At 33.4% G+C, this 17,409-nt stretch carries 16 protein-coding genes; all 16 read left to right on the top strand.

What is annotated here, in order from left to right; genetic code table 11:
• The first annotated feature begins 213 nt into the window (after positions 1 to 213).
• The 16 genes from glpK (at position 214) to AA81_RS01750 (ending at position 17,257) form a co-directional block, all read left to right on the top strand.
• Complete coding sequence (gene glpK / locus AA81_RS01825; protein WP_103897993.1) at positions 214 to 1,710, top strand: glycerol kinase GlpK; 1,497 nt, start codon at positions 214 to 216, stop codon at positions 1,708 to 1,710.
• Positions 1,711 to 1,879: 169 nt separating this feature from the next.
• Positions 1,880 to 3,307: an NAD(P)/FAD-dependent oxidoreductase gene (locus AA81_RS01820; protein ID WP_103897992.1), complete on the top strand. Its 1,428-nt coding sequence runs from the start codon at positions 1,880 to 1,882 to the stop codon at positions 3,305 to 3,307.
• The gene (locus AA81_RS01815; protein ID WP_103897991.1) at positions 3,304 to 4,521 is read left to right on the top strand and encodes an NAD(P)/FAD-dependent oxidoreductase; all 1,218 of its coding nucleotides are present in this window, start codon (positions 3,304 to 3,306) and stop codon (positions 4,519 to 4,521) included. Before AA81_RS01820 ends, AA81_RS01815 begins: the two co-directional genes overlap by 4 nt.
• Positions 4,508 to 4,900, top strand: coding sequence for a DUF1667 domain-containing protein (locus tag AA81_RS01810; RefSeq protein WP_103897990.1), 393 nt, complete (start codon positions 4,508 to 4,510; stop codon positions 4,898 to 4,900). The genes AA81_RS01815 and AA81_RS01810 overlap by 14 nt, the downstream gene beginning before the upstream one ends.
• A gap of 31 nt (positions 4,901 to 4,931) precedes the next feature.
• Positions 4,932 to 5,489 carry a glycerol-3-phosphate responsive antiterminator gene (locus tag AA81_RS01805; protein WP_103897996.1) on the top strand — a complete coding sequence of 186 codons (558 nt, stop codon included), beginning with the start codon at positions 4,932 to 4,934 and terminating at the stop codon, positions 5,487 to 5,489.
• A gap of 313 nt (positions 5,490 to 5,802) precedes the next feature.
• A complete protein-coding gene (locus AA81_RS01800) occupies positions 5,803 to 6,258 on the top strand; it encodes a metal-dependent transcriptional regulator (protein WP_103897989.1) in 456 nt (151 codons plus the stop codon).
• A gap of 40 nt (positions 6,259 to 6,298) precedes the next feature.
• The gene (locus AA81_RS01795) at positions 6,299 to 6,514 is read left to right on the top strand and encodes a FeoA family protein (RefSeq protein WP_103897988.1); all 216 of its coding nucleotides are present in this window, start codon (positions 6,299 to 6,301) and stop codon (positions 6,512 to 6,514) included.
• 59 nt (positions 6,515 to 6,573) lie between these two features.
• The gene (locus tag AA81_RS01790) at positions 6,574 to 6,810 is read left to right on the top strand and encodes a FeoA family protein (RefSeq protein ID WP_211292625.1); all 237 of its coding nucleotides are present in this window, start codon (positions 6,574 to 6,576) and stop codon (positions 6,808 to 6,810) included.
• The gene (gene feoB, locus AA81_RS01785) at positions 6,807 to 9,116 is read left to right on the top strand and encodes a Fe(2+) transporter permease subunit FeoB (protein WP_103897987.1); all 2,310 of its coding nucleotides are present in this window, start codon (positions 6,807 to 6,809) and stop codon (positions 9,114 to 9,116) included. Before AA81_RS01790 ends, feoB (AA81_RS01785) begins: the two co-directional genes overlap by 4 nt.
• Before the next feature lie 40 nt (positions 9,117 to 9,156).
• Positions 9,157 to 9,771 carry a metal-dependent transcriptional regulator gene (locus AA81_RS01780; protein WP_103897986.1) on the top strand — a complete coding sequence of 205 codons (615 nt, stop codon included), beginning with the start codon at positions 9,157 to 9,159 and terminating at the stop codon, positions 9,769 to 9,771.
• Positions 9,758 to 11,662, top strand: a complete 1,905-nt coding sequence (feoB, locus tag AA81_RS01775; RefSeq protein ID WP_103897985.1) for a ferrous iron transport protein B — start codon at positions 9,758 to 9,760, stop codon at positions 11,660 to 11,662. Before AA81_RS01780 ends, feoB (AA81_RS01775) begins: the two co-directional genes overlap by 14 nt.
• Positions 11,663 to 11,824: 162 nt before the next feature.
• On the top strand, positions 11,825 to 12,577 hold the full coding sequence (locus AA81_RS01770) for a P-loop NTPase family protein (RefSeq protein ID WP_103897984.1): 753 nt from the start codon (positions 11,825 to 11,827) through the stop codon (positions 12,575 to 12,577).
• A 181-nt stretch (positions 12,578 to 12,758) separates the two neighbouring features.
• Positions 12,759 to 14,096, top strand: coding sequence for an MATE family efflux transporter (locus tag AA81_RS01765; protein WP_103897983.1), 1,338 nt, complete (start codon positions 12,759 to 12,761; stop codon positions 14,094 to 14,096).
• A gap of 30 nt (positions 14,097 to 14,126) precedes the next feature.
• On the top strand, positions 14,127 to 15,053 hold the full coding sequence (locus AA81_RS01760; RefSeq protein ID WP_103897994.1) for an ABC transporter ATP-binding protein: 927 nt from the start codon (positions 14,127 to 14,129) through the stop codon (positions 15,051 to 15,053).
• A gap of 10 nt (positions 15,054 to 15,063) precedes the next feature.
• A complete protein-coding gene (locus AA81_RS01755) occupies positions 15,064 to 16,206 on the top strand; it encodes an ABC transporter permease (RefSeq protein ID WP_103897982.1) in 1,143 nt (380 codons plus the stop codon).
• On the top strand, positions 16,196 to 17,257 hold the full coding sequence (locus tag AA81_RS01750; RefSeq protein WP_103897981.1) for an ABC transporter permease: 1,062 nt from the start codon (positions 16,196 to 16,198) through the stop codon (positions 17,255 to 17,257). Before AA81_RS01755 ends, AA81_RS01750 begins: the two co-directional genes overlap by 11 nt.
• Positions 17,258 to 17,409 lie beyond the last annotated feature (152 nt).

Here is a 17,409-nt window from a genome sequence, read left to right as displayed (position 1 = left end):
AAGTTGACTGCTAAGTCAGGAAGCAAGCTCTAAAAGCAACGGCCAAAAGGTCTTGCAAGGAGGAGGGGAATCTTCCCTCGCTAATCATCCTGGTACTATTTTAGCATTAGGGCATCTCTTTACAAAAGAAATAATGAAAAAGAGAAAAAAACAGATTTTTAGTACCTTTTTTTAAGTTTCATATCCATACATATTATACGAGGAGGGTTATTAATGGAAAAATATATTTTATCAATCGATCAAGGTACTACCAGTTCTCGAGCAATAATTTTTGATCATGATGGGAATGTTGTTAGTGTAGCACAGCAAGAATTTATGCAGTATTATCCTAAACCCGGATGGGTAGAGCATGATCCCAATGAAATTTGGGCAACTACAATGGGAGTTATAGCAGATGCCATGGCGCGAGGAAATATTAACCGTAGTCAGATCAGTGCGATTGGTATAACTAATCAAAGAGAAACAACCGTCATTTGGGATGCAGAAACGGGGAAACCAGTTCACAATGCAATCGTTTGGCAAGATAGAAGGACTTCAAAAATTTGTGATAATTTGAAAGAGAAAGGTTTGGAAGAAACGATTAAACATAAGACAGGTCTTATGGTAGATGCTTACTTTTCTGGAACTAAAATTAAATGGATTTTGGATAATGTTGAAGGAGCCAGAGAAAAAGCAGAAGCTGGAAAACTTAGATTTGGAACTATAGATACGTGGTTAATCTGGAAGCTAACTAATGGAAAAGTTCACGTTACTGATTATACCAATGCTTCCAGGACAATGATATACAATATTTTTGATCTTAAATGGGATGAAGATCTTCTTAAAGAGTTAAACATTCCTTCTTCCCTTTTGCCAGAGGTAAAGCCTTCGAGTCAAATATACGGTAATACCGATGCAGATGTATTTGGCGCCGAAGTACCCATTGCAGGAATAGCAGGGGATCAGCAAGCTGCTACGTTTGGTCAAGTTTGCTATGAGAAAGGTATGGCAAAAAACACATATGGCACAGGTTGTTTCATGTTAATGAACACTGGAGAAGATCCCATTGAATCTAAACATGGTTTATTAACTACGATCGCTTATGGAATTAATGGGAAGGTTAACTATGCCTTGGAAGGATCCATATTCGTTACGGGTGCTGCTGTTCAATGGCTTAGAGATGAATTAAAGATAGTTGATAGCGCTGCAGATACAGAATATTATGCAACTAAAGTCAAAGATAATGGTGGCGTCTATGTGGTACCCGCATTCGTAGGACTAGGAGCACCTTATTGGGATATGTATGCAAGGGGTACAATCGTTGGATTAACAAGAGGATCATCAAAAGCTCACATTGTTAGAGCTACTTTGGAATCTATAGCATATCAAACAAGAGATGTTCTTGAAGCTATGGAGGCTGATTCGGGTATAAAGCTTAAGACTCTGCGTGTAGATGGTGGTGCCGCATTAAATAATTTCTTGATGCAGTTCCAGTCGGATATTCTTGGCGTAGAGGTAGAAAGGCCAGTAGTTAACGAGACGACAGCGTTAGGTGCGGCATATTTAGCAGGGTTGGCTGTAGGATATTGGAATGGTCAGGAAGAATTATTAAGAAAATGGAAACGGGATGCCCTTTTTACTCCTAAAATGGCGGAGGATGAAAGGGAAAGATTGTACGCTGGTTGGAAGAGAGCCGTTGAAAGGGCACGAAATTGGATTGAAGAAAAATAATCAAATGATAGTAAGTCTGTTAACTTTTATTTAATTTTAATAAGTTAAAATATATCTAAAGTAAAAGTTAATAATAAAATGGTGGAGAATAAGAGAAAACCATATCCTAAGGCGAAATTATTTCGTAAAGGGTATGGTTTTCTTTATTAAATTAGGAGGTTGGTAGAAATTGATAGCGGTTATAGGAGCTGGAATAGTAGGAAGTTTAATCGCAAGAGAAATTAACAAATATATAGAAGATGTTTACATATTTGAAGCAAACAATCGAATTGCTGCGGGAGTTACAAAAGGAAATTCTGCTATAATCCACGGTGGCTATGATGATGAGCCGGGAAGTGTGAGAGCAGAATTCTGTTATAGGGGTAATAAACTATACGATGAGATATCACAAGAACTTTCTGTAGAAGTGAAGAGAGTTGGCTCACATGTTGTTGCATTGAACGAAGATGATTTAAAAGCAATCGATGAGTTGGAAGAAAGAGCAATTCAAAACGGAGTCAAGGAATACGAGATTTTAGATAAGGCAGAACTATTAAAAATGGAACCAAATTTAAATGAAAATGCTTTAAGATCCTTATATTGTCCTATCGCTGCTATAACTGAACCTTGGGAAACAGTTATTCAGGCCGCAAAATCGGTAGAGATTAACGGAGGAAAAGTTTTAAAAAACAAGAAGCTTGTTGAAGTGAAAAAGAAAGATAATAAATTTGAATTGTTCTTCGAAGATGGGAGCAGTTATATAGCTGATTTGGTTATTAACGCTGCAGGATTATATGCAGATGAAGTAGCAAAACTTTTTGGAGATGAAGTTCCTTATATTTTTCCAAGAAAAGGCGAATATATTCTTTTAGGTAAAGATGTGAAATACGTAAATTCAGTTATTTTTCCTACACCTTCCAAAATAACAAAAGGTTGCTTGGTTATGCCAACAGTAGACGGAGGTTATTTAGCCGGTCCTACTGCTCAAAATATAAAATCGAAGAAAGATCTTTCTACGACTCAAGAAGGGCTTTTAGAAGTCAGAGAAAAATCTTTGAGCTTGGTTCCAACCTTAGATTTTTCAAGAAATGTAGTGAAAACATTTGCCGGTCTAAGACCTGAAACAAAGGAAAAAGATTTTCATATCGATGTAGGTGGAGGGAATGTTATACATGTTTCTGGAATAAGATCCCCTGGATTAACCGCTGCACCTGCGATCGCTAAATACGTTGTAGAATATCTTATTCAAGAAAAATTGCATATTAATTTAGAAAAAAGGAAAAATTACATCAATCATATTGAAAAAGTTCCACATTTAGTAGACGAGGATTACGATTATTGGGAAAGAGTTATCCAAGAAGATCCAGATGCTGGAGAAATGATCTGCTATTGTAACAAAATAACAAAAAAGGAGATTAAAGAGGCAATAAAAAACGGTGCAAGGACTCTAGATGATGTTAAATTTATAACAAGAGCGTCTTTTGGAGAATGTCAAGGAAGTTTTTGCGTACCTAAGATATTGAAAATAATCTCCGAAGAAACAGGGTTAAAACCAGAAGAAGTACTCCAAAATGAAGAAGGTTCGTGGATAATAGATTCCGAGGTGAGGATGATATGAAATACGAAGCAGATGTTGTTGTATTAGGTGGTGGTGGTGGAGGAATGGCCGCTGCTAAGGCTGCAGATAAAAATGGCGCCAACGTTATTCTTATAGAAAGAGAAGAAGAAAACGGTGGAGTTTTAAATCAATGTATTCACAATGGTTTTGGGATACATTACTATAGAAAGGACTTAACTGGTCCTGAATTCAAAGAAACGCTTCAAGAAGAATTAGAGAATACGAATGTGAAAATATTGAACAGTGCTTTTGTGTTGGATGTAAGTAAAGATAAACAATTGACTTTTGTGAATCATAAAGGCATACACGAGATAAAAACAAAGGCTTTAGTTATGGCAACAGGTGCAAGAGAAAGACATTTTAACTCACTTGCCGTTCCGGGAGATAGGGTCGCTGGTATTTTTACGGCAGGAGTAGCTCAAAAATACATCAATCTTCAAAATCTCAAGCCGGCTAATAGTGCCTTGATAGTTGGTTCTGGAGATATTGGATTGATAATGGCTCGTAGGCTTCATTTAGAGGGAATAGAAGTAAAAGGTGTTGTAGAAATCTTGCCATACCCAGGTGGATTGGAAAGAAACGTTCAACAATGTCTGAGAGATTATAACATCCCATTGTATCTTTCCCATACCGTAACAAGGGTCGAGGGGAATAAGAGATTAAGTAAAGTTTACGTATCTCAAGTTGGTGAAAACAGAGAGATCATTCCAAACACGGAAAAAGTATTTAACGTGGATGCCCTCATAACATCCGTTGGCCTTATACCTTTAACTGATCCTGTAAAATTTGTTGAAACTGGTCCTGGATTTATCACATCTAATACAAATCAAACCTCTGAAGATTGGATCTTTGCAGCCGGGAACTGTACAGTTGTGTTTGATTTAGTGGATTATGTTTCAAGAGAAGGGGAAAAAGCCGGTAAATATGCTGCTCTTTATGCACAAAAACAATACTTTCCTGAACAAAAGGTAAAGGTTAAAAAAGGTAAAAATATAAATATATTGCACCCAATGTATATAGATCCCAACGAAAGGACAAAGTTGTACCTTAGAGTTTCAAAAACTTTCAAAAGAGCAGAAGTTAGAGTAGAACCTCTTGGAATTAAGTTGGTGGAAGAAGAAGCCAGACCTTCTGAAATGATCGAAATTTCCATAAAGCCATTTAATGATAAAAATCTGAAAGAAATAGAGGTGAGTGCACATGAACTCGGTTGAATACAAAAAGAAGAAAATAGTGTGTACACAATGTCCTTTGGGATGTAAAATAAACGTTATTTATGCAGATGCGGATGAAATAGAAATTGTAGAAGTTAAGGGGAACAGATGTAAAAGAGGTTTAGAATTTGTAAAACAAGAAATCACTGATCCCTTAAGAGTGGTTGTAACAAGCGTTAAAGTAGAAGATGGAGAAATTTCGATGGCTTCGGTTCGGTCTGATAAACCTGTCCCATTGAGACTTATGCAAGATATAATGAAAATATTAAAAGAAACAAAGGTAAAAGCACCCGTTAAAAGAGGGGACGTTGTAATACAAAATATATTAGACACAGGTAGTGATATAATAGCTACGAGAAGTGTCAATAGGAAAAAATAAGAAACAAAAAAGTGTCTTAAAAGGAGATAATATGAAAGGTTTATGTAATTTAATCAAGAAAAACACTATAATTCCTGCTATCAGAGATTTAAATGACTTAGATGATGCCTTTAAAACGCAATCCCCTATCATCTTCTTGCTTACGGGATCTATATTGATTTTAGAAGATGTTATGCCTCTTGTAAAACAATTTGATAAAAAATTATTTATCAATATCGATTTGTTAGAAGGCATCGCTTCTGATAAGAAAGGTATTGAATATTTAGCTCGTAAACATTTATGTGATGGAATAATATCCACAAAAAATAACGCTATAAAAATTGCGATGAAAGAAAATTTAATGGCAGTTCAAAGAGTGTTTTTGTTAGATTCTGGTTCTTTAAAATCTATTGTAAATTTTCTGGAAGAAGCTTCCCAACCTGATGCCTTTGAAATATTACCAGCGATAGCAGCTCCCTATTTTTTAGAAAATATAGAAACAAAGGTATGTTTGATAGCTGGTGGATTGGTAAGTAAAAAAAGCGAAACTTTAGATCTCTTTAAAAAGGGTATTCATGCTATTTCTACAAGTGCAAAAGACTTGTGGTGAAACGATTATTTTAAAGTTTAGGATTAAAGAATTTATATACTAAGTCTGCTCTAAGATGACTCTTTTTGAGCAGACTTATTTCTTTTCTGTAATCCTTGTTCTATTCCAAAATTTATGGCAACTTACCCAACATTACATTGAATGATGATCATGCTCTTCGTCTTGATAAATTTAATAATAATTATATTTTTCTGTAAAGTTAGATTTATCTAACTTTATTATAATAAGCTTATGATTTTAACAGCATATAAGTTATTTGTTTTAAATTGAAAATCGCAAAAGTTTAATTTAATTAGGTTGGAGTTGATTTATCTTGGAAGACATATTAACAGAATCATTAGAAAATTATCTCAAGACAATCTACAATATAATTCTCAAAAAGAACGGTGTGAGAGTTAAAGATATTGCCAAACAACTCAAAGTGAAAAATTCTTCTGTAACCGTTGCACTTAGAACACTTGCAAGCAAGGGTTATATAAATTATGAACCGTATGGTATTATTTCACTAACTGAAAAAGGGCACGAAGTCTCAAAAAAAATAACAGAAAAGCACAGGACATTGACTTACTTCTTTAGTAATATACTCTCTCTTGATAAAAATTTATCCGAAGATATTGCCAGTAAAATGGAATATGTACTAACAGAAGAAGCCTTTATGAGGTTTAAATGTTATATTGAGTTTTTTTTGCAATGGAAAGAAGCAAATCCAAATTGGATCAACGAGTTTGATACTTTTTGCAAACAAAAACAAATTCAAGGCTCACATTAAAAGATAAGATCATTTAGAAATATCAAAGGAGAAAAACAGAATGTACTTGATAGAACTACATAATGGAGATAAAGCCATAGTAAAGAGAATAAATGGAGGGACTAACCTTACAAGAAGATTACTTCAAATGGGTGTTATTCCCGGAGTAGAGATTAAAGTTATAAGAAACAATAAGTACGGTCCAATGATTTTAGAAATTTTTGGGAATAAAGTAATGATTGGTCGAGGGATGGCAAGCGCAATTGAAGTTGGGTAATTTTTTTTATCTAAATTTAGGTACCCCTAAAAAAATTAGGGAATATTAAGGAGGTTATTATGGAGATTGAATTAGCTGATTTAAAAGTAGGTGAAAAAGCCCAAATTGTAGGTTATAAAGTTACTAATGAAAGTTATTTAAAAAAAATACTTTCAATGGGACTTACAAATGGAGCAGAGATAAAAGTTGTAAAAGTTGGGCCATTAGGGGATCCTATCGAAATTGAAATCAGGGGTTTTAAACTTTCCTTAAGAAAAAAAGAGGCTGAAATCTTAAAGTTAAGGAGGATAACATGAATACCCAAAATAACTTTAAAATTGCAATAATTGGTAATCCTAATTCGGGTAAAACTACGTTATTTAATGGACTTACTGGAAGTAAACAAAGAGTTGGAAATTGGCCTGGAGTAACTGTAGAAAAAGTAACAGGATTTTTAGAATTAGAAGGTAAGAAAGTAGAAATTGTAGATTTACCCGGTGTGTACTCTCTTAGTGCAGAGTCTATTGATGAAAAAATCGCTCGTGATTTCGTTTTAAGTAGAGATTACGATGCGATTATTAATATTGTAGATGCTTCAAACTTAGAGAGAAACTTATTTCTTACTTTAAACTTGATAGAAATGAATATTCCGATAATTCTTTTGTTAAATAAGAATGATGTTGTACAAAAAAATTCCGTAGAAATAAATGTAGATTTACTTTCAAAAGAACTTAATTTACCCGTTTTTCCTATAAACTCTACAAAAAAAGAGGAAGTTGAAAAATTGAAAAAGGAACTTCCTTCTTTGATTAAAGAAGCAAGCAGAACAACGCTGAAAATTGAATATCCCGATGAAATGGAAAATATTATAAAAGAATGGAGTCTAAAAATAAATGATATCGCACAAGAAATGAATATATCGTCCCGATGGGTATGCATTAAGTTGTTGGAGAAAGATTCAATTATAACTAAAAAAGTAACAAGGGTTGGTGCGTTAACTGATAATGAAATTAATAGTGAACTGGATCATTTAAAAAGTGTTTTGAAAGAAGACCCAGAAGTTCTTATAGCTACGTCAAAATTTGGATACATTAAAGGTTTAACAAAAGAAGTGGTTAAAAAAAGAAAACAAAAAATTAGCTTCAGCGATAAAATCGATGCGGTTGTAATGAATCGATTTTTAGGTATTCCGATATTTTTGGTTATTCTGTACTTTACTTTTTGGATCGTTATAAACTTTGGCGGCGCTTTTATAGACTTTTTTGACATCTTCTTTGGGACAATCTTTGTAGATGGGATTGGAAATGCGCTTTATATGATCAACTCTCCTGATTGGCTCACTACATTATTAGCAAAAGGAATAGGTGGCGGTATTCAGACTGTTGCTACTTTTGTCCCTATTATGTTTATGATGTTTTTTATGCTTGCCCTTTTGGAAGATTCAGGATATATGGCAAGAGCGGCATTTGTTATGGATAGGTTTATGAGATTTATCGGATTACCAGGGAAAGCGTTTGTACCTTTGATGGTGGGATTTGGCTGTACGGTTCCAGCGGTAATGGCAACTAGAACTCTTGAAAATGAAAAAGATCGGTATTTGACGGTATTTATGGCACCTCTTATGTCATGTGGAGCAAGATTACCCGTTTATGCTTTATTTGGTATTATTTTCTTTCCAAAAAACCCGACTTTAATAACTTTTAGTTTGTATTTGGTTGGTATATCGTTAGCAATATTAACTGGGGTTTTATTAAAAAATACGGTATTTAAAGGTGAAACTTCTCATTTTGTAATGGAACTTCCATCATACAATCCACCCAGATTCAAACATATAATGATTCTCACTTGGACTAGATTAAGAGCATTTTTAAAGAGAGCTGGGATAATAATCATTATTGTGGTAACGATATTAGGCTTTTTGAATTCTATAGGGACTGATGGGACCTTAGGTAACGAAGATACAGAAAACTCTGTACTCTCTGTAATCGGGAAATCCATTACACCTATTTTTGTTCCTATGGGTATTGAAGAAGACAACTGGCCAGCTTCGGTAGCAATTTTTACTGGACTTTTCGCTAAAGAAGTTGTTGTAGGAACTTTAAACGGTCTTTATATGCAAGACGTAGAAAGTTCCAATGTAGAAGAAGGAGCAGAAAATAAAGGATTTGATTTCTGGGGACAAATCATAGAATCATTTGTTACTATCCCTGAAAATCTTAAAGGTATAGGTGGTACGTTAAGAGATCCTTTAGGTTTTGGAATAGTTGAGGAAGATCAAGAAAGTTTAACTGGCGAACTTGAAGTGGCACCAACAACATTTTCAGTAATAAGAGAAAGATTTAATAATCAACCCGCACGTGCCTACGCTTATCTTTTGTTCATTTTGATTTATTTTCCATGTGTTGCAGCTTTTGGGGCAATATTAAAAGAGATTGGGCCCTTTTATGGAATCCTATCAGTTACTTACCTAACGGTTTTAGCTTGGATTGTAGCGACACTTTTTTATCAGCTCACGATCGGACATTCTGTGTTATGGATATCTGTGGCAATTGCTTTACTACTTCTAATTGTACTTGTATTTTACTTACTTGGTAAGCGAAGAGAAAGAGATAACGAAAATTGATCCTGCCGCAGGCTAGTTTTGTTATTCGAGGTTTGATATTATGAACGAAGAACCTGATATCTTAAAAATAGTGAAAGAAGATATATTAAAAGTAGTAGGCGGAAAGGATGAAAAAATCCCTTTGAAATCTATAGAAGTAGACACCGCTGTTTCTAGTTCTATTGTGTCCGAAGCAATAAAGGAGCTTAAAGAAGAAGGTTTGATTGAAATTTCTTCAGAAAAGGAAACTGGGGAAGAGTATATACAACTAACAAAAGAAGGAAGAGTCAGAGCAAATGTTATTATAAAAAAGCATGATATCCTCGAAGAATATTTTAAAGAGAGAAGAAGTGAAGAAGAAGCAATCAAGGCGGCTGACATTTTAGAGCACTATATTTCTATAGAAGTGATAAATACCATCAAAAAATTAAATACTTTCAAAGATAAAGGTATTCCTTTAACAGAATTCAAGCAAGAAGAAGGTTTGATTACAGATATTAACCTTAATATTGAATTATTTGAGAGAATAGTCAGTATGGGAATATGTCCTGGAGAAAAAATAAGGATAATCGGTCAAATTCCAAATGGTATCATTATTGAAGTAAAAAACAAAAAATTTGCCCTAGACAAAGAAATAGCGAGAAAAATGAAGGTGTTAGAGTATGAAAAAGCTTAAAATACTTTTAATTGGTCAACCAAATGTGGGAAAGTCATCTTTATTTAATGCGTTAGTAGGTCCAAAAGTCACAGTATCCAATTATCCTGGGACTACCGTTGAAGTAATTAAAGCCAAAAAGAAAATTAATAATACTGAAATTGAGTTTGTAGATACTCCTGGGATATATTCTATTTCTGATAGGACTGAAGAAGAAAAAGTTACAGAAAGTGTTTTGTTTGAAGAAGAAGTAGATGGAGCAATAATAATTGTTGATGCACTCTCTCTTGAGAGAAGTCTTTATATAGTTTTGCAAATCTTAGAAGCAGAAATACCTGTTATTATAGCTTTAAATTTTCTGGAAGATGCCCAGAAGAGGGGAATAAAAATTGATTGCGAAAAATTAGAGAAACTCCTTAATGTCCCCATTGTTTCTATAAATCCACTAACCAAAAAAGGGATAAATAAACTGGTGGAGGTAGCCTTAAAAGAGTTCTTCGAGCCGACTCGAAGAATTGAAGATGGGACAAGACAAGGTTTTAAGGTTAAATATGATGATCATATAGAAAAAGCAATAAATAAAATATCTACCGAGGTTGAAGGTAAACTTCCTAAAAGATTTATTGCCATAAGAGTTTTAGAGGAAGATGAAGATTTTTATAAGTATTTGAAAGACAAAAGAGTAGTTAGAGAAGCTAAAGAAGGCTTGCAGGAACATCCAAAAATCGCAGAGGATATATCTATCACCAGATATGGTACAGCTTCGTTTATAGCATCAAAAGTAACTCAGATAATTCCTTTAAAAAAAGAAAAATCTGAAAGAAAGATCGATCGAATTCTTTTGCATAAAATTTGGGGCCCACTTATCACATTTTTGTCTCTTCTTGCTATTTTTGCAATACTTTTATGGCTTGGCAATCTGACGCAAGAGGTGCTTATGGGCTTGACCGAAAAGTTTTTATCCTCTTTCGATGCAGTGGAGCATTCTATTATTGGAATGGTATTGATCCAAGGTCTAACCGGACTTGCAGGGGGTATTTCCATTGCTTTACCTTATGTGTTTTTGTTTTATTTCCTTTTAGGTTTATTAGAAGACGTAGGGATTCTTTCCCGATTTATTGTTAATACAGAAAGATTTTTGAAAAAAATTGGTTTGCCTGGAAAATCATTTATTCCTTTATTACTTGGTTTGGGTTGCACTGCACCAGCAATTAGAGCTACCCGAGTCTTGTCGTCTAAAAAAGAACAATTTCGTACAGCTTCACTATTTGCTTTTGTACCATGCTCCTCAAGAATTGCCATAATAATGGGAATAGTCGGATTTTATGGAGGAGGGTTGCTGGCTTTTTCTGTTTTTGCTACCTCTATTGTTGCTGGTTTAATCTGGGCTTTTGGAATAAAAAAATTTATTCAAATAAAGAATGAACCATTGCTTTTAGAATTACCTCCTTATAGAAGGCCATTACTTAAAAATGTTTTCGCTAAAAGCTGGATCAGGATGAAGGATTTTGTTTATCTAGTTATACCATTGTTGGCACTTGGGGGAATGGCTTATGGTGTTTTAGAGATAACAGGACTCACTAATATCATAATAGAACCCTTTTCTCCAATTACTCGTTGGTTAGGATTACCTGCTGTAACTATTATTCCTTTGGTTTTCGGTTTCTTACAGAAGGACCTAACTGGGGCAATGCTTATATCAGTCATTGGCAGTGAAATATCTTTAGCATTAACGCCCATTCAAATTTATACTTTTGGTGTAGCATCTACCATTGGAATTCCGTGTATAATCGCGTTAGGAATGCTCATCAATGAATTTGGATTTAAAAAAGCAACAGTTTTAACGATAACTTCAATAATTTATGGTTTTTTATTTGCTGGTTTAGTTTGGAGAATAATCTCGATATTTTAATAAATTTATATATATATATATTTCTGCGAGATTCCGTTTGATGCACCAATTAAATGTATCGAAAATAAATATATATCTGACACCTTCATCTACAAAGAAGAAATAGTATTGTTAAAGTTTCTAAAGACGTAACAAAATCATAAAAAGGAGGCAAAGAAAAAAATGAATATTTTAAAAATGGAAGAGGAATGGCTTCAAAGAGTATTACCTAAAGGTTTGCCTTATCCTACTTCAACCCTTATAAGTGGCCCTGGAGGAACAGGGAAACCATTAGTAGAATTTGCATTTGTTTCTTCTTGGTTGAAATCAGGGGGTGGAGTAATTGCTATCCCTTTGCAATATCCAACAATGGAATTTTTAAAAACTTCTATGAACAAATTGTACAATATAGATCTTAAAAATTATCAAGGGAAAATAGCTATGCTCCAATTTGACCCCCATATTGATGAATACGAAAATATGGGAGATAATGTTCTAACAGCAAACTTGTTAAAACCAGAGATATGGAATAAAGTAATTGAAATAGCTGATAGCATGGTGGATAAAAATAGTTTGGGAACGATGGTTTTTGGATCTGCTCTGAACTTACTTCTTTTTTCTCCTACGTACAAAGACAAAGTAATAGCAAACATAGAGAATATTCTTAAAAATGACAAAAGTAAAACATACATCTTTTCTGTAAGTACAAACGCATTTGCAGATGAAATTAAAATATGGGAAAGAGCAGCGGACAATTTAATGTTCACAAGAATGGAAAAACCGATGAAGTTATTCTTTAAGATATCCAGAATGAAGGAAGTTGAATTTTCAAAAGAAGAGGTGAACGTTCCAATATCTAAAGAAGCACTAACGGAGATTAAAGAATTAGCAGAGGAAACAAGAAAAAGAATTATACCTGAAATAATGAAGATTTGAGTAGTTTGATTAAAAAAGTACTTTTGTATTTAGGGTAGCGAACAGCAAATTTGCGCCAAATAAACTTTTTAGAAGAGAACACATATTTTTAAATTTTTTAGAATAAAAGCCATGACAGTTATGATAGAATTTCCTTTGTGTATATATTCTTCGTTTTAAAAAATGAATTGTGGGGGTTCCAATGGATATCTACAAAAGAATAATAAGAATAGCTTTCCCGATAGCCCTTCAGCAAGTTATCTTTACAAGTGTTAATTTTGTTGATACTTTAATGATAGGTCTTTTGGGGGAGGTTGCCATCGCTTCAGTTGGACTTTCAAATCAGTTTTTCTTCTTGTACAACTTAATATTGTTTGGATTAGTCTCTGGAGGAGGTATTTTCTTTTCACAGTATTGGGGGAAAAAAGATGAAGATGGTTTATCTCGTTCCGTTGCGTTAACTATCTTGTCCTCCCTTCTTTTCTCTATTCCCTTTTTTTTATTGAGTTATTTCGCGCCAGAAATGGTTTTGAGATTTTTTAGTCCAGATATTGAAGTTATAAAAGCGGGAATCCCTTATTTAAAGGTAATTGCTTTCAGTTACCCCTTATTTGCAATTACAATGGTCTTTTCTTTTATGCTTAGAAGCATAGGAAAAGCTCATTTGCCTTTGATAATAACTATTATAGAATTATCTACAAACATCTTGCTAAATTATTTGCTTATCTTTGGTAAGATGGGTTTTCCTGTTTTAGGTATAAAAGGAGCTGCAATAGGAACTTTGATCGCTAGGGCAATAGGATGTACTGCAACAGTTTTTATAGTTTACGTTGGAAAGCTTCCAGGAAGGGCATATTTTAAACATGTCGCTGAATTGAATTCAAAATTTGTGAAAAACTTCTTTCATTACGCCTTACCTACTTTGGCAAATGAATTTGCCTGGTCATTGGGGTTCACTATGTATACTGTTGTTTATGCCCATATGGGAACAAGTGTAGTAGCTGCTCAAAGAGTTATGTCAACTATTGAAGGGTTTGCAGTTTCTGTGACTTTTTCTATAGCAAACGCTGCATCTGTAATTATTGGAAATATATTGGGAGTATCTAAATTTGAAGAAGCCTTTGAAACCTCTAAAAAAGCCTTAAAATTAGCGGAATTAATAAGTGTAATAGCAGCTATTGTAGGGATAGTAACTACATTTTTAGTAGTTGATATATTCGATGTTTCAGAAGAAGTTAAAAATATGGTAAAAGTCACAATAGTTATTTCAATGGGTTTCCTACCGGTAAAAATCTTCAACGGTATGAACGTTGTCGGATTTTTAAGGGCTGGGGGAGATACAAGATTCTCTTTTTTGGTTGAAGCGTCTACGTTGTGGTTTATAGGTGTTCCTTTATCTGCAATTGGAGGGTTGTTATTAAATTTAAGTTTTCCTAGCGTTTATCTTTTAACAATGATAGAAGAGATTGTAAAATCAGTAATTCTTTTTTTCAGGTATAGAAGTAAAAAATGGCTTAGAAACGTTTTAGAAGAGGCTTAAGTTTTAGACGTTATAGGGGGGATATTTGTGTTGGAGAGTATTATTGAAGTTAAGAATTTGAAGAAGTATTATAAGAGTGTAAAAGCGGTTGACGATGTTTCTTTTGATGTAAAAAAAGGAGAGATCGTTGCTATTTTAGGGCCAAATGGTGCTGGAAAAACAACAACACTTGAAATAATAGAAGGATTGAGAAAGAAAGATGCTGGAGAAATTTACTATTTCGGGAAAAAGATAGAAAACGTAGATTCTAATATTAAGGAAAGAATAGGCATTCAATTACAAGATACTAATTTTTTCCCAAATTTAAAAGTTTTGGAAACCCTTAAGGCATTCTCGGGATTATACAAGAACAGTCTTGATGTGAATAAGATTATGAAGGATTTTAATCTTGAAGAAAAAAAGAATAGTAGGGTATCGAAACTTTCAGGTGGACAATTACAAAGATTAGCGTTAGCTACAGCGGTAATTAACGATCCTGTGTTGTTGTTTCTTGATGAACCAACAACGGGGTTAGATCCTCAAGCAAGAAGAAGTACATGGGAAAAAATATCGGACTTGAGAAGTTCTGGCAAGACCATAATACTAACTACCCATTATATGGAAGAAGCTGAATTTTTGGCTGATAGGATCTACATTTTTGATCAAGGTAGGGTAATAGCCCAAGGAACACTTAAAGAGCTTATACATTCATTGAAAATGGATTCCATAATCACCTTTGAAATTAACTCTAATGGGAATTTTGATGAGGTAAAAGAAGAACTTTTCAAAGATTCAAATTTTCAAGTCACCATAAAAGAAAATTTTTATACCATAGAAACAAAAGATGTAGAGAGTACTCTTGTAAGAATATTTGAGGACGCAAAAATAAAGAAGTTTGATATATCGAATATTGTTATTAGAAAGCCTAACTTAGAGGATGTTTTTCTCCATTTAACCGGGAAAAGCTTAAGGGATTAGGTGAGATGATATGAAAAAAATTATAAATCTCACAAAGACATTTTTTATTGATTCTTCAAGAGAATTTGCTGTTCCCTTTTGGACTATAATATTTCCCACGTTATTTTTCATTTTATTCGTGAGTATCTTTGAAAATATTGGCACCTCAGAAAATTTAGATTTGAAGGTTGGAATATATTACGAAGAGCCTTTACAGGGAGTAATAAAAACTACATTCGATGATGTCTTTTCTCCATCGGATTCCAATGATATCCCTTTTCAAGTAGTGGAGTATGATTCTTTTGAAAAAGGGCTTCAGAATTTAAAAAATTCTGAAATAAGTGCTTTTGTAGTGTTCCCTGAAAACTTTAATTTGCTGAATCTGAAATTATTTATCGAAACCACTGAGGTTCCTGATATAAAAGTTTATTATACCAACGATAGTGCTTCTATGTATGCAAAAGACATTTTTGAAGTATTTATAGATGAAATCAATATAATGATGTATACAAGAGGGGAAGAAGTAAAACTAACTGTTAATGAAGAGATTATAGGGATAAAACAATCAGAACCTTATAGATACAGAGATTTTTTATTTCCTGCCATTATTTTGATGTCTGTTTTGACGGTAGCCGTATTTAATATGCCCTTTGATTTTTCATATTACGTTGAAAAAGGGGTTTTTAAAAGGTTAAACTCTACTCCTATAAAAGGGAACGAATATTTTTTTAGTTTTTTACTTTCACATCTCATTTTACTGTTAATTTCTTTGATAGTTTTATACATTGAGGCTTACCTTTTTGATGTTAGTTCATATATATATAAACCAGGGTTTATAGCTTACAGTGGTTTTTCAATCCTGGTAATACTGAGTGTTGGCCTTCTTCTTTCTTCATTCTATAAAAATATGGGATCCGCCGAAGCGATTTCTCAGGTCATATATCAAGCGACCATTTTTTTAAGCGGATTTTATTTTGAAGTTACTAATACACCTTGGTTTATAAGATGGTACGTTTATTTTAATCCTGTTACTTATTTAGTGGATGGGATGAGGAAGTTGATGACTGGAAAAGTTCTTGTCCCTGTTAATATAATTGTGCCTGTTATCTGGATGATGGCATCTATCTTAATCTTTTCGATGAGTTATAAGGGGATGGTTTACCGTGAAAAATAAACGCATGGTTTCTTTAATGAGTATATTTTATAAAGAAACCTTTAGAAATGGTTTCGAAGTCTTCTTTACTCTACTTTTACCCGTTCTATTGATGTTGCTTTTCGGGGTTATTTTTGGCACAGAGACTGACCCAAGTGTTGATTATAAATTGGGAATCGCGGGTAATTTTGAAGTGGGGATTGTAGAAGATCTTCCTTATCAAGTTTTATTTTTTGAAGACAAAAACTCTTTAAGTCAAGCTTTAGAAAGCGATCAAATCGATATGGGAATAATTATGGTTGAGAATAATCAAATAACTTTTGTTCAAACAGAAACAGATATAAATAATCAGAACAATATATTTTTAAAGTTAAAATTGCAAAGTTTGTTGAAAAAGTATTTTGTGGGGATGAATGAAGATTATATAAACGTGGAATTCGTTGAAACTCCCATAGGAGAAAGTCAAGAAAATACTTTGGATTTTATTTTGACAGGGGTTATAGGATTATCGCTTTTATCAGGTGGAATGTTTTCAATGATAAACGTATTTGGAAGATATCGAAAACTAGGTACAATTAAAAGATTTAAAGCCTCACCAATGAAACCGATAGAATTCACTCTATCGGCTTCATCCACTAAGCTTTTTTTGAATCTCATATCTATGTTTATCATAGTTTTTTTAGGTAGAATAATATTTGATTCGAATTTGACATTCAACTGGGGACTGCTTTTTATAGTGTTTTTTACTTCATCTATAGGAATGATGGGATTTGGGATATTGCTTTTATTGTTGTTCAAAGAACCTTCCGCAACAATAGAAATTGCGTCTATTCTTTATGTCGCAATGACTTTCTTTTCGGGTGTATATTTTCCTGTTGAATTTTTACCTTCATCTGTTAGATGGATAAGTAATATTTTACCTGTTAAATATGTGGTAGATTTAATAAGGTACACAGGAAATATCAAACAAATTAGCTTAAACGCCTTTGTAATAATTAATTTGGTTTTGTTTGTAGGAGGGCTTTTCCTCTTGTTTGTTTCGTCTGAGGTTTTTTTAAAAGAAGAGAAGTAATTGAACTAAAGTAAAAAAACAATGAATATTAAACTCAATTTTACTTGTTGTTTTAACTTTAGACTTGACAAAAGTGTTGTGAGCGGTTATAATATTCAACGGTTGCAAAAAAAGAATTTTGATATATGTAACTCCTGAGTTTGACAGTTGAG

This window comes from Petrotoga halophila DSM 16923 (genome assembly GCF_002924615.1).
Note: the sequence above shows the minus strand (reverse complement) of the source record. Positions and strands in the feature narration are given on the sequence as shown.

Bases quoted from the DNA above. Each gene is read 5' to 3' on its own strand.
- AA81_RS01790 (WP_211292625.1), top strand. From the start codon at position 6,574: ATGGAGATTGAATTAGCTGATTTAAAAGTAGGTGAAAAAGCCCAAATT.
- AA81_RS01805 (WP_103897996.1), top strand. From the start codon at position 4,932: ATGAAAGGTTTATGTAATTTAATCAAGAAAAACACTATAATTCCTGCT.
- AA81_RS01765 (WP_103897983.1), top strand. From the start codon at position 12,759: ATGGATATCTACAAAAGAATAATAAGAATAGCTTTCCCGATAGCCCTT.
- feoB (WP_103897985.1), top strand. From the start codon at position 9,758: ATGAAAAAGCTTAAAATACTTTTAATTGGTCAACCAAATGTGGGAAAG.
- AA81_RS01780 (WP_103897986.1), top strand. From the start codon at position 9,157: ATGAACGAAGAACCTGATATCTTAAAAATAGTGAAAGAAGATATATTA.
- AA81_RS01815 (WP_103897991.1), top strand. From the start codon at position 3,304: ATGAAATACGAAGCAGATGTTGTTGTATTAGGTGGTGGTGGTGGAGGA.
- glpK (WP_103897993.1), top strand. From the start codon at position 214: ATGGAAAAATATATTTTATCAATCGATCAAGGTACTACCAGTTCTCGA.
- AA81_RS01795 (WP_103897988.1), top strand. From the start codon at position 6,299: ATGTACTTGATAGAACTACATAATGGAGATAAAGCCATAGTAAAGAGA.
- AA81_RS01770 (WP_103897984.1), top strand. From the start codon at position 11,825: ATGAATATTTTAAAAATGGAAGAGGAATGGCTTCAAAGAGTATTACCT.
- AA81_RS01810 (WP_103897990.1), top strand. From the start codon at position 4,508: ATGAACTCGGTTGAATACAAAAAGAAGAAAATAGTGTGTACACAATGT.
- AA81_RS01755 (WP_103897982.1), top strand. From the start codon at position 15,064: ATGAAAAAAATTATAAATCTCACAAAGACATTTTTTATTGATTCTTCA.
- feoB (WP_103897987.1), top strand. From the start codon at position 6,807: ATGAATACCCAAAATAACTTTAAAATTGCAATAATTGGTAATCCTAAT.